The following is a 12,887-nucleotide window of genomic DNA, read 5'->3' as shown; positions in this document are numbered from 1 at the left end:
TCTCTCTTTTTTTGTCATGGAGAAAAGGGTTACTTGCATACAGGAATAAACCAGCAGCCGATGTCTGTTGAATCTTCATAGGCTTGGAGATTTTGATGCTTTAATTCTTTTTTAATTAAATGAGCCATCATTTCTGTCTCAGCATAAGCACACATGCCGTCTTTGATCCGGCTTGCTTTGTCTCGTGCCATTTGACGATAGCTGTAAACCTCCATTGTCCTCACCTCTTTCTATTTAAGATCTCGTTCTACTTTTAGTGTATAAAAATGAAGCGTGAAAAGCGATCATTGAGGGCAGAAATTCATAAAAATTCCACAACCTCTTTATTCAGCAAATGAAATACGTACTTCAAGTGAAAGCTTCGTATAAATTGTCAGCTCTGTCACTTTCGCGCGATATGCCTTTTCCCGAATGGTATATTCTTTATTTTCCACTGTCCGTTTTAGTAATTCCTTTGTTTTATAGACACTTTCAATATCTTTTGTAATGACTTCTGAGATATCCTCCTTGACCTGATCTTCAAACTTTAGCGTATCTGGCTCTGGGATTTTATATTGCTCACGATTCACGAGATGAACATCTACGCTTTGGATCAGCAGCCGCTTCTTATTATCCTCATTTAACTTATGCAAATCTTCCCGATAGAGTGTGATTTGTTCTTTCAGACTGTCCATATGATGCTGCTGGCTTCTCAGCAGTGTCACTTGCTTTTCCTGAAAGGTTCCGTATGTAAAGAGAAAAATAAGCCAGCTTATAATCGCACCAAACATCATTCCTGCAAAAAAACGCTGCCAGCCTGGGCGTTTATACAGCTCCGGCACCCTCATGATGACACATGCTCCTGGGTGAGCCACGTAATAATGAGATACCCTGTTTGTGCACCGCCCATGGCAGAGATAATTAATAAAATCTGCTTGAAAATATCACGTGTGTTTCCTTCAAAAATGCCTCGTTCAAAGCTATAAACAGCATCAAATGTTCCGCCGATAGCGGCGACAAGCGCCCAAATCTTTAAACGGTTGGCAAGACTAGTAATAATGGATAAAGGCGGCTGACCAGATAAATACGCACCAACACCGCCTATGATAGCACCACCCAAAATGACCCCAAGGGCGATAAAATAACAGCTGATAAAATTCGGAATAAAAGCTTCCTTCACATCCATTTTGTCCACCTCACTCTATTCAATATATGGCGTATGCTGGACAAGTATGAACGGACAGAAAAGAAAGAACATTTGTTTCTCATCGCATCGCGTTTTATAATGAAAGAATGACTTTAGACGAAAGGAGTGGATTAAGCATGTCTTATGTTCATCTTCAGGTCCACAGTGGATACAGCTTATTAAGCAGTGCAGCTAAAGTAAAGGAGCTTGTGCTGAAAGCAAAAGAACTTGGCTGCAAGGCGCTCGCTCTTACCGATGACCATGTGATGTATGGCACGGTTGAATTTTATAAGGAATGTAAAAAACATGGCATCAAGCCGGTTATCGGTTTAACAGCTTCTGTCTTCATAGATGAACAAGAGACAGAGGCTTATCCCTTGGTACTCCTTGCAAAAAACAATGAAGGCTATCAAAACCTAATCAAAATCAGCAGTGTGCTGAAATCAAAATCAAAAGCCGGATTGAAAGAGAAATGGCTCAAAAGCTATCACCGCGGGCTCATTGCCATCACACCAGGCGCATCTGGGTATATTGAAACGCTTTTGCAGCATGATCAGTTAGAAGAAGCGCGTGAAGCTGCCAACCAATTGAAGCATATATTCGGCGAGGGACATGTGTATATCGCACTTCAGCCATTTCAGCAGGACGAATCGCTCGCCGGCAAACTGCGGGACGTCTCACAAAGTACAGACATTCCTCTTGTTGCGACGGGTGATGTTCACTATATCAATCGAGAAGACAAAATGGCTTATACGTGCTTAAAAGCGATCAAAGCAGGTAAGCAGCTTTCAGAGATAGAGGAAGACCGAGGAGAAAAGCATTTCAGATCCTTTGAAGAAATGTTGGAATGGTATAGAGATGATCAAGAGCTGCTGACAAGAACGGTGGAGATTGCAAACCGCTGTGAAGTTGATTTAAATCTTGGGCAGACAAAACTCCCATCCTATCCAACTCCTGATCAATCAACAGCAGATCAGTTTTTACGCAGAGTGTGTGCAGAAGGGATGAAGCAAAGAAAGATTGCTTCAAATGACATGTACGTCAAAAGGCTTGAATATGAGCTAAGCATTATCCAAAAAATGAATTTCAGTGATTATTTTCTCATTGTGTGGGATTTTATGAAGTATGCGCATGACAAAGGGATTGTCACAGGCCCTGGACGGGGATCAGCAGCGGGTTCACTTGTTGCATATGTTCTGTTTATTACAGATGTCGATCCGCTCCGTCACGGTCTTTTATTTGAGCGCTTCTTAAATCCAGAGCGGATCAGCATGCCAGATATTGATATTGATTTCCCCGACACGAGAAGAGATGAAATCATTTCTTATGTAAAAGACAAATACGGAGATATGCATGTGGCGCAAATTGTCACGTTTGGAACACTGGCAGCAAAAGCTGCTTTAAGGGATGTTGGTCGTGTGATGGGAATTGATTCAAAGGCAGCGGACCGTCTTGCCAAGCTGATTCCATCAAAGCCAGGAACGACGCTGAAAGAAGCGGTGACTGCATCTTCTGAATTAAAAGCGATGCTTCAGCAATCTGAAGAGCTTCGAAAGGTCTTCCAAACTGCTTTAAAGGTAGAAGGCTTACCGAGACACACCTCGACACATGCAGCTGGCGTTGTGCTGAGCGAGGAGCCGCTAACAGAGGTCGTTCCAATTCAAGACGGCCATGAAGGTGTGTATTTAACGCAGTATGCCATGAATTATTTAGAAGATCTCGGACTTTTAAAGATGGATTTCTTAGGGCTCAGAAACTTAACATTAATTGAATCCATTAAAAACCAGATTGAAAGACAGGAAAACGTCCACATTAACTTTAGTGACATATCATATGAGGATCAGAAAACGTTTGAATTGTTATCTGCGGGAGATACAACTGGAATATTCCAGCTTGAATCACAGGGGATGCGTCAGGTGCTGAGACGCCTGAAGCCGTCTAGTTTAGAAGACATCGTGGCGGTCAATGCCCTCTATCGTCCGGGTCCAATGGAAAATATCCCGCTTTTTATCGACCGAAAGCATGGCAGAGTCAAGGTCTCCTATCCTCATCCTGATTTGTATGACATATTAAAGGATACATATGGGGTCATCGTCTATCAGGAGCAAATCATGCTGATTGCAGCGAAGATGGCTGGTTTTCAGCTGGGAGAGGCAGATCTATTAAGAAGAGCTGTTTCAAAGAAGGATAAAAAGGTCCTTGATGAAGAGCGAAGCCATTTTGTTGAAGGATGCCTAAAAAAGGAGTATCCTGTTAACATTGCAAATGACGTTTATGACTTAATCGTCAAATTTGCAAACTATGGTTTTAATAGAAGCCATGCTGTTGCATATAGCATGATTGGCTTTCAGCTTGCTTATTTAAAAGCGCATTATCCGTTATATTTTATGTGCGGTCTTTTAACGAGTGTAATTGGAAATGAAGACAAAATTGCTCAATATTTCTATGAGGCGAAGGAAAAAGGGATATCTGTGTTGAAGCCTTCTATTAATAAGAGTGAGTTTCCATTTACGGTTGAAAAAGGGGAGATCCGCTACAGCTTAAGAGCGATCAAAAATGTCGGAGTGTCAGCTGTAAAGGATATATACAGAGCAAGACAGGAAAAGCCGTTTGAAGATTTATTTGATTTTTGCGCAAGAGTATCACCAAAGAGTGTCAACCGAAAAACGATTGAAGCGCTCATTTTTTCAGGGGCGATGGATGAGTTTTATCCCAATCGTGCTTCGTTATTAGCATCGATAGATATCGCGTTAGATCACGTGTCATTTTTAAATCCAGAGGATCAGCTGGACTTTCTTGGGGATACAACCTTCTCCATTAAGCCAAAATATGCGGAGATAGAAGAAATGCCGCTTATTGATCTCCTGCAATTTGAAAAAGAGGCACTCGGGTTATATTTATCAAATCATCCAGTACAAGCGTACCGAGACCGCTTAAGAGAGAATGGTGCAGTGGAAATCATCAGACTTTCTTCCTATATTAAGCGTAAAATCTCAATGGGTGGTCTTTTGACAAAAGTGAAATCGATTCGGACAAAAAATGGACAATCGATGGCATTTGTTACATTTGGGGATGAAACGGGAGAAATGGAAGGCGTCGTCTTTCCAGAGCAATTTAGAAAGCTGTCCCCCTTACTTGAGGAGGGCAACATGCTTTATGTTGAAGGCAGAATAGAGGTCAGAAATGACAGCAGTCAAATCATCGTGCAAGAAGCTGCTTTGCTGGAAGAGATGGATGCAAAAAGAAAAGAGTCTGTCTACATTCGTGTGAAAGAAGAGAAGCATACGCAGGAGCTGCTAGAGCAAGTAAAACGAATCCTTTCGATGCACAGCGGAGAAGCAGATGTCTATTTGTATTATGAGAAGCAAAAAAAGACGATGAGACTTCCAGATGCATACAAAGTTCATGCAGATCATGCTGTGATTTTCCAGTTAAAAGAGCTGCTCGGTGAACAAAACGTTGTGATTAAATGATGACAAATCGCCTGAATATGTTTTACAAATTCACCTATTGTGTTATCATTTTAAAGATTCTGTTTATTTAAAACTGCCAGTATGTGCTTATCAACTTAGCAAATCATTAAATCATTTTCCACTTGAAGGAGTGTTCATCACATGTCATTAAGAGAAGAAGCATTACATATGCACAAAGAGAATCAAGGCAAACTCGAATCAAAATCAAAAGTACAAGTGAAAAATGCGAAAGACTTGAGCTTGGCTTATTCACCTGGTGTTGCAGAACCATGTAAGGATATTTATGACGACACAAGCAAAGTGTATGATTATACAATGAAAGGCAATATGGTCGCTGTTGTCACAGACGGAAGCGCTGTTTTAGGACTTGGAAATATTGGTGCAGAAGCATCTCTTCCAGTAATGGAAGGGAAAGCTGTATTATTCAAAAGCTTTGCAGGCGTAGATGCCTTCCCAATCGCGCTTGCAACGAATGATGTAGACAAAATCGTTGAAACAGTGAAGCTTCTTGAGCCGACTTTTGGCGGTGTGAACCTTGAAGATATTGCAGCGCCTAACTGCTTTATCATCGAAGAGCGCTTGAAAAAAGAGACAAACATTCCAGTTTTCCACGATGATCAGCACGGAACAGCGATTGTGACAGTAGCAGGACTTGTGAATGCGCTGAAGCTATCTGGAAAATCCATGTCTTCAATTAAAGTAGTGGCAAACGGCGCCGGAGCAGCAGGAATTGCGATTATCAAGCTTCTTTATCATTTCGGTGTACGTGATATCATTATGTGTGATACGAAAGGTGCTATTTACGAAGGCCGCCCGAACGGTATGAATGCAGTGAAAAACGAAGTAGCTAAATTCACGAACCAAGACCGCAAAGAAGGTTCATTAGAAGAGGTCATTGAAGGCGCAGACGTCTTTATCGGGGTTTCTGTAGCAGGCGCTTTAACAAAAGAAATGGTTGGAAAAATGGCAAAAGATCCTGTCATCTTTGCTATGGCTAATCCAAATCCAGAGATCATGCCAGAAGATGCACATGCAGCAGGAGCAAGTGTTGTAGGAACTGGCCGTTCTGACTTCCCGAACCAAGTGAACAACGTACTGGCATTCCCAGGAATTTTCCGCGGAGCATTAGATGTACGTGCAACTCACATTAACGAAGAAATGAAAATCGCAGCTGTTGAAGCGATTGCGTCTCTTGTTTCAGATGAAGAATTGTCAGCTGAATATGTCATCCCTGCACCATTTGATGCACGCGTAGCACCAGCGGTAGCAAAAGCGGTGGCAAAAGCAGCAATGGAAACTGGCGTTGCAAGAATCAAGGTCGACCCAGAGGCTGTCGCTGAAAAAACAAGAAAATTAACGATTATCGGCGAATAATCAACTGGAAAAGTGTGCACGTTCTTTCTGAAACTGGAGAAAAACGTGCACCATTTCCTCTCTTACGCGAAAATTTTTTCATCCGGAATGAGATTTTTTTGTAGACGTTCACAATTCAAACATATCAACTGCTCAGCGCCCCAAACACATACTCATTTCTCATCAATTCCCCACTGAAAAAATTGAATGAAGGATGACAGCGTTTGACAAAAAAAGTACAATAGTTTCGGTACAGTTATGACATGTCCTATAATAGTGGATGTGCGTGTAAAGAAAAAACCCTTCAAAAAGGGAGGTAGTCATTTGTCAATCAAGAATATTTTCAGTAAAAAGAAAAAATATGCATCTGTACCCTCTGAACAGGCAAGTCAAGATGTGCCTGAAGGCATCATGACCAAATGTCCGCAATGTAAAAAAATAATGCTCACCAAAGAACTAGATAAAAATTTACGTGTTTGTATGAATTGCGGCAGACATTTGCAAATGAATGCAAAACAGCGTATTGAAAGCCTTGTAGATGAAGGCACATTTGAAGAATTTAACGGGCACCTTATTTCATCAAACCCGCTCGGTTTCCCAGGCTACGAAGAAAAGCTTGAGAAAGACAGAGAAAAAACATCTTTGAATGAAGCCATTGTCACAGGTAAAGGTGAAATTGAAGGCCAAAGTGCTGTGATTGCTGTCATGGATGCCACGTTCCGTATGGGCAGCATGGGATCCGTTGTTGGTGAAAAGATCACGCTGGCGATCGAGAAAGCAAAAGCGGACAAGGTGCCATTTATTATCTTTACTGCTTCTGGCGGAGCGAGAATGCAAGAGGGAATTCTCAGTCTCATGCAGATGGCAAAAACAAGTTCAGCATTAAAACTGTTCAGCGAGGATCAAGGTTTGATTATCTCTGTGATGACGAACCCAACAACTGGCGGTGTATCAGCTAGTTTTGCGTCTCTCGGTGATTACAATTTTGCAGAACCTGGTGCTTTAATTGGTTTTGCAGGCCGCAGAATCATTGAACAAACGATTCGTGAAGACCTGCCAGAGGACTTCCAGACGGCTGAATTTTTAATGAAGCATGGACAGCTTGATGCTGTGATTCATCGTGCAGAAATGAAAGAAACACTAGGCCGAATCTTAGCACTACACAGCACAGGAGGTGAACGAGAGTGGCTGGAGAATTAGAATTTGAAAAACCTGTCATTGAACTTCGAGCGAAAATTGATGAACTGAAAAAGTTCACACAAAACTCAGAAATGGATTTAAGTGCAGAAATTGAGCGCCTTGAAACACGTCTGAGTAAGCTTGAAGCAGACATTTATACAAATTTAAAGCCGTGGGACAGAGTGCAGATTGCTCGGCATGCGATGCGCCCAACAACTCTCGATTACATTCAAGAGCTGTTTGACAACTTTTTCGAATGTCACGGTGACCGTTTTTATGGTGATGATGAAGCGATCGTTGGAGGAATTGCCACGTTTAAAGGGCTTCCTGTCACGGTTATTGGCCATCAGCGCGGTAAAGATACAAAAGAAAACTTGCGCCGTAATTTCGGAATGCCTCATCCAGAAGGCTACCGTAAAGCGCTGCGCTTGATGAAACAAGCAGATAAATTTAATCGCCCGATCATTTGCTTTATTGATACAAAAGGAGCTTATCCTGGTAAAGCAGCTGAAGAGCGCGGACAAAGTGAAGCAATTGCGAAAAACCTATTCGAAATGGCAGGACTTCGTGTACCGGTTGTCTGTATTGTCATTGGAGAAGGCGGAAGCGGCGGCGCACTAGGCTTAGGCGTAGGAAACCACCTATTCATGCTAGAAAACTCAACATATTCAGTGATTTCACCTGAAGGTGCAGCAGCACTGCTCTGGAAGGACTCATCACTTGCGAAAAAAGCTGCAGAATCAATGAAAATTACCGCTCCAGACCTAAAAGAATTAGATATTATAGATGATGTTATTAAAGAAGTGCAAGGTGGAGCACATCGAGACGTGAAACAACAAGCAGCTTACATGGAAAAAACATTAAAACAGTCACTTACATCTTTGCTCAAACTAACGCCTGAAGAACTAGTCGAACAAAGATATGAAAAATACAAAGCAATCGGGAAAGTCTCGATTGAAAATCAATATATTGGGGTAAACTAAATAAACGTACAGCCTTTTTGGCTGGCGTTTATTTTTTTCATCTTTTTTCATGAAAACCGTCTTCATGTAAGCGCTATTTGAAAATAATTTTCTTTTGTTTTCATAAAATTTGAAACGTCTGAAAACCTTGATATGACAAGGTTTATAGCACTTGCCTTTACAGATTTCAGAGAGATTTGCTTTCATGACGTTCTTAACTTTTGTTTAAAAACGGTTTATTTAATTGTATAATAAGTACGGTTTTAGAAATTCGTATTGAAAACATCCAAATTTGCTCATGATTGTTTTCAAGCAGTGGAAATGGTATGTTTAATTCATATATGGTCTCTGAGGTGAAAAAGATGAAGCGTATAGGAGTTTTAACAAGCGGTGGGGATTCCCCAGGAATGAATGCAGCTGTGCGCGCAGTTGTAAGGAAAGCAATTTACCATAATGTTGAAGTTTACGGTATTTATAATGGATACTCGGGTCTAATTAACGGTAAAATTGAGAAACTCGAAATAGGTTCAGTAGGCGATATCATTCATCGTGGAGGAACAAAACTTTACACGGCAAGATGTCCTGAATTCAAGACAGTTGAAGGTCGTGAAAAGGGAATTGAAAACTTAAAAAAATTCGGTATTGAAGGACTTGTAGTCATTGGTGGAGACGGGTCATTTATGGGAGCAAAGAAATTAACAGAGCTCGGTTTTCCATGTGTAGGTGTTCCAGGCACGATTGACAACGATATTCCAGGTACTGATTTCACTATTGGCTTTGATACAGCACTGAATACTGTCATTGATGCCATTGATAAAATTCGTGATACAGCCACATCTCATGAACGTACATACGTAGTGGAAGTAATGGGAAGACATGCTGGTGATATTGCCCTTTGGTCAGGTCTTGCAGGCGGAGCCGAATCTATTTTGATTCCTGAAGCAGACTATGACATGGACGAAATTATTGCTAGGTTAAGAAGAGGTCACGAACGCGGCAAGAAGCATAGTATCATCATCGTTGCAGAAGGCGTAGGCAGCGGTGTTGAATTTGGTAAGCGGATTGAAGAGGAGACAAGCCTTGAAACACGTGTATCTGTCTTAGGGCATATTCAGCGCGGAGGTTCTCCGAGTGCGTTTGACCGTGTACTGGCAAGCCGCTTAGGAGCATATGCAGTCGAGCTTCTTCTTGAAGGACAAGGCGGACGCTGTGTAGGCATTCAAAGCAATGAACTCGTTCATCACGATATTTTAGAAATCTTAGATAAAAAACATACAGTCGATAAAAATATGTACCGACTTTCACAAGAGCTCTCTATATAAAACGAGAAGACCTTAGGAGGAACAGTAATGAGAAAGACAAAAATCGTTTGTACAATCGGTCCAGCAAGTGAAAGCATTGAAAAGCTGACTGAATTGATTGAAGCAGGAATGAATGTAGCCAGACTAAACTTCTCCCATGGAGATTTTGAAGAGCATGGTGCACGCATTGAAAACATACGTAAAGCAGGTAAAACATTAGGCAAGGACATTGCGATCCTTCTAGATACAAAAGGTCCAGAGATCCGTACACGTACAGTTGAAAACGGCTCAATTGAGCTAGTCGCTGGTGCTGATCTTATCGTGAGTATGGAAGACATTGTTGGAAATACGGAAAAAATTAGTGTGACATACGAAGATTTAATTCATGATGTAGAAGTAGGTTCAACGATTCTATTAGATGATGGTCTGATTGGTTTAGAAGTAAAAGAAATTAACAAGGACCGCAAAGAAATCGTCACTAAAGTCATGAATACAGGCACGCTCAAAAACAAAAAAGGCGTCAACATCCCTGGCGTCAGTGTGAACCTGCCAGGTATTACAGAAAAGGATGCCAATGATATTCTGTTTGGAATTGAACAAGGCGTCGATTTCATCGCAGCTTCTTTTGTGAGACGAGCTTCTGATGTTCTTGAAATTCGTGAGCTTCTTGAAAAGAACAATGCGACTGATATTCAAATCATCCCTAAGATTGAAAACCAAGAGGGTGTTGATAACATCGACGAGATCCTTGAGGTATCTGACGGTTTAATGGTTGCGCGTGGAGATCTTGGTGTAGAGATCCCGGCAGAAGAAGTACCGCTTGTTCAAAAAATGCTGATCAAAAAATGCAATCGTTTAGGCAAGCCTGTCATTACAGCGACTCAAATGCTCGACAGCATGCAGCGTAACCCACGTCCTACCCGTGCGGAAGCAAGTGACGTGGCAAATGCTATTTTTGACGGCACAGATGCGATTATGCTTTCTGGTGAAACAGCAGCAGGAACATATCCAGTAGAAGCTGTACAAACAATGCACAACATTGCATCACGTTCAGAAGAAGCACTAAACTATAAAGCCATTCTTTCCCGCAGAAGCGAAGAAGTAGAAGTCAGCATTACAGACGCGATCGGTCAATCTGTTGCACATACAGCAATGAAGCTTGATGTAGCAGCGATTGTGACACCGACGGAAAGCGGACATACAGCAAGAATGATTTCAAAATATAGACCAAAAGCACCAATCGTAGCAGTTACTGCAAACGAATCAGTGGCGAGAAAGCTATCACTCGTATTCGGTGTATTTGCAAAGAGCGGATCAAAAACGACATCTACTGATGAAATGCTTGAGAATGCAGTAGAAAAGTCAATTGAAACAGGCTATGTAAGACACGGCGATTTAATTGTCATTACAGCAGGTGTGCCAGTTGGTGAAACAGGTACGACGAACTTAATGAAAGTATATGTTGTCGGTGACATCATTGCGAAAGGTCAAGGGATTGGCCGTAAATCTGCATTTGGACCGGTTGTCATTGCACAAAGCGGAAAAGAAGCAGAAGAAAAAATGTACGATGGTGCGATCCTAGTTGCAAACTGCACAGATCGTGATATGATGGGAGCTTTAGAAAAAGCATCTGCCCTTATCACAGAAGAGGGCGGTTTAACAAGCCATGCAGCAGTTGTTGGACTAAGCCTTGGTATCCCAGTGATTGTTGGTCTTGACAGCGCCACAACACTTTTAAAAGAAGGCGAAGAGATTACAGTAGATCCAGCACGCGGAGCGATCTACAAAGGCCGTGCAAGCGTCCTTTAAATCATACTAGAGGGGAGTTGTCTGACTCCTCTCTTTTTTTATGTTACACTAAAAAAAGTAAACAGCTTTCATGAAAGATACCCCATGAGGTGATATGGTTGAAGAAATATTTTCTACTATTATTAATTCTGTTCCCTGCGGTGGAAATTAGTTTATTTTTAATCTCAAGTAAAATCATTGGCATTTTGCCAACGATGCTGCTCATCGTGCTGACAAGTGCCTTAGGTGCTTATTTCGCAAGAAAACAAGGAATAGAAGCCTTCCAAAAAGTGCAGCGAGATTTGCAATATGGAAAGATGCCAGGGGGAGCGATTGTCGATGGTTTTTGCATTCTAATCGGCGGTCTGCTGCTGCTCATTCCAGGCTTCTTATCGGATCTCATTGGGGCTTTGCTGCTCATTCCGGTGACGAGAAAGGGAATCAAGCCGCTCTTTGAACGCTGGCTTAGAAACATGTCTAATCGTAACCGCTACACGATCATTCGTTAAAGAGACCTTCAGGCTGAAGGTCTCTTTTATTTTTGCATGCCATACCGAATGTACTCATAAATATCTCTGAAAACTCCTGCATTACGGAACGCCTGCCACACGACAAGGGAAGCAGGGCCAATCACAAGTCCAAGAAAACCAAACCATTTTAACCCGACAAATAGCGCCACAAGCGTTGCTAAAGGATTAAGTCCGATGGATTTGCTTAAGACTTTTGGCTCTGATATTTGTCTTTGAATGAGAACGACAATATACAAAATGCCCAGCCCAATGGCAAGGGAAAGATTTCCTGTCATAGCAGAATAAATGATCCACGGTAGAAAAACAGTGCCGCTCCCGATATATGGAAGTAAATCGACGAGCCCAATACATAAAGCAATCACAAGGGCGTGCTCAACTTTTAAAATGATGAGTCCAATCAATACAATACCAATCGTCATGGCCACAAGTAGGAGCTGGGCTTTCATAAAGCCGGTAATGGCTTTTTTGATTTCAGATAAAATGGCGCGTGTATGCTGCATCCATTTTGCGGGAAAGATACGTGAGCCATATGTTTTTAACGTAAACCAATCTTTCGTGATAAAAAAAGTTGCGAGAGCAGAAAACAACAGAGTGGCTGCTGCATCAGGCAAAAGACCTAAAAACGCTGGAATAAGCTCGAGTGTTTTCGAAAGAAAAGTCCCGATTTTTGCGGCCGCTTCATCACCGAGTGCTTGAATTTGTCCCAAAATCGATTCCTTTTGACCTGCTTGAAGCGTATTAAATTGGGCCGTCATATCATGATATAAAGGCAGAATCTTGTCTGTGAAAAATTGCTCTAAAATACCAATCATTTGATCAAGATGGCCAGGCAGCACTTTTGCCAAATAAGCACTTCCTGAAATGATTTCCGCAACTAAAAGCGTCATTAACCCGGCAGCTGCGACTAAAAAGAGCAAGAGCACAATGACCACAACAAATCCTCTCGGCATTCCGGTGATCTCTTCGATTTTGCATACGGCAGGATGAATCAAACAAGACACAATAAGGGCAATCCAAAAAGGATATAAAAACGGAAAAGACTGATATAAAAAGACAACAGCAAAAACAGCAATGCTGATCATCATCAAACTTCGCAAAAAAATGGCCACATAGGCGTGATTCACACAATCCCCTCC

Annotated in this window: 11 protein-coding genes; 7 read left to right on the top strand and 4 right to left on the bottom strand. The window is 41.7% G+C overall.

The genetic code is table 11. The annotated features are described in order from the left end of the window. Window positions 1-29 precede the first annotated feature (29 nt). From NSU11_RS13595 to NSU11_RS13585, 3 genes are all read right to left on the bottom strand, one after another. Window positions 30-215 carry a hypothetical protein gene (locus tag NSU11_RS13595; RefSeq protein ID WP_003216400.1) on the bottom strand — a complete coding sequence of 62 codons (186 nt, stop codon included), beginning with the start codon at window positions 213-215 and terminating at the stop codon, window positions 30-32. A gap of 108 nt (window positions 216-323) precedes the next feature. Continuing rightward, entirely contained in the window at window positions 324-827 is a 504-nt protein-coding gene (gene ytrI, locus NSU11_RS13590) for a sporulation membrane protein YtrI (RefSeq protein ID WP_024424799.1), read from the bottom strand. Continuing rightward, complete coding sequence (locus NSU11_RS13585; protein ID WP_024424798.1) at window positions 824-1,165, bottom strand: YtrH family sporulation protein; 342 nt, start codon at window positions 1,163-1,165, stop codon at window positions 824-826. Before NSU11_RS13585 ends, ytrI begins: the two co-directional genes overlap by 4 nt. Before the next feature lie 137 nt (window positions 1,166-1,302). Between NSU11_RS13585 and dnaE the strand changes: the two genes are divergently transcribed. From dnaE to NSU11_RS13550, 7 genes are all read left to right on the top strand, one after another. After that, window positions 1,303-4,638, top strand: coding sequence for a DNA polymerase III subunit alpha (gene dnaE / locus NSU11_RS13580; protein ID WP_149126393.1), 3,336 nt, complete (start codon window positions 1,303-1,305; stop codon window positions 4,636-4,638). Window positions 4,639-4,779: 141 nt separating this feature from the next. Beyond that, entirely contained in the window at window positions 4,780-6,012 is a 1,233-nt protein-coding gene (locus NSU11_RS13575; RefSeq protein WP_025092260.1) for a malic enzyme-like NAD(P)-binding protein, read from the top strand. Window positions 6,013-6,315: 303 nt separating this feature from the next. Then, on the top strand, window positions 6,316-7,191 hold the full coding sequence (gene accD / locus NSU11_RS13570) for an acetyl-CoA carboxylase, carboxyltransferase subunit beta (protein WP_024424796.1): 876 nt from the start codon (window positions 6,316-6,318) through the stop codon (window positions 7,189-7,191). Next, the gene (gene accA / locus NSU11_RS13565; protein ID WP_024424795.1) at window positions 7,176-8,153 is read left to right on the top strand and encodes an acetyl-CoA carboxylase carboxyl transferase subunit alpha; all 978 of its coding nucleotides are present in this window, start codon (window positions 7,176-7,178) and stop codon (window positions 8,151-8,153) included. The genes accD and accA overlap by 16 nt, the downstream gene beginning before the upstream one ends. Before the next feature lie 341 nt (window positions 8,154-8,494). Further along, entirely contained in the window at window positions 8,495-9,454 is a 960-nt protein-coding gene (pfkA, locus tag NSU11_RS13560) for a 6-phosphofructokinase (RefSeq protein WP_024424794.1), read from the top strand. A gap of 27 nt (window positions 9,455-9,481) precedes the next feature. Beyond that, on the top strand, window positions 9,482-11,242 hold the full coding sequence (pyk, locus tag NSU11_RS13555; protein ID WP_024426143.1) for a pyruvate kinase: 1,761 nt from the start codon (window positions 9,482-9,484) through the stop codon (window positions 11,240-11,242). A 98-nt stretch (window positions 11,243-11,340) separates the two neighbouring features. After that, window positions 11,341-11,730, top strand: coding sequence for an FxsA family protein (locus NSU11_RS13550; protein ID WP_024424793.1), 390 nt, complete (start codon window positions 11,341-11,343; stop codon window positions 11,728-11,730). Window positions 11,731-11,756: 26 nt separating this feature from the next. Here the strand turns inward: NSU11_RS13550 and ytvI are convergent, their stop codons facing one another. Beyond that, on the bottom strand, window positions 11,757-12,875 hold the full coding sequence (gene ytvI, locus NSU11_RS13545; RefSeq protein WP_024426142.1) for a sporulation integral membrane protein YtvI: 1,119 nt from the start codon (window positions 12,873-12,875) through the stop codon (window positions 11,757-11,759). Between the last annotated feature and the right edge of the window lie 12 nt (window positions 12,876-12,887).

Origin of the sequence: Bacillus sp. FSL R5-0712 (assembly GCF_038593285.1) — a bacterium.
Lineage (GTDB): Bacteria > Bacillota > Bacilli > Bacillales > Bacillaceae > Bacillus > Bacillus safensis.
The sequence above is the reverse complement of the archived record's forward strand: the minus strand, read 5'-3'. Positions and strand labels throughout refer to the sequence as shown.

Excerpts from the sequence above, each read along its gene's own strand:
- NSU11_RS13585 (WP_024424798.1), bottom strand. The coding sequence starts at position 1,165 with ATGGATGTGAAGGAAGCTTTTATTCCGAATTTTATCAGCTGTTATTTT.
- dnaE (WP_149126393.1), top strand. The coding sequence starts at position 1,303 with ATGTCTTATGTTCATCTTCAGGTCCACAGTGGATACAGCTTATTAAGC.
- ytrI (WP_024424799.1), bottom strand. The coding sequence starts at position 827 with ATGAGGGTGCCGGAGCTGTATAAACGCCCAGGCTGGCAGCGTTTTTTT.
- pfkA (WP_024424794.1), top strand. The coding sequence starts at position 8,495 with ATGAAGCGTATAGGAGTTTTAACAAGCGGTGGGGATTCCCCAGGAATG.
- pyk (WP_024426143.1), top strand. The coding sequence starts at position 9,482 with ATGAGAAAGACAAAAATCGTTTGTACAATCGGTCCAGCAAGTGAAAGC.
- NSU11_RS13575 (WP_025092260.1), top strand. The coding sequence starts at position 4,780 with ATGTCATTAAGAGAAGAAGCATTACATATGCACAAAGAGAATCAAGGC.
- NSU11_RS13595 (WP_003216400.1), bottom strand. The coding sequence starts at position 215 with ATGGAGGTTTACAGCTATCGTCAAATGGCACGAGACAAAGCAAGCCGG.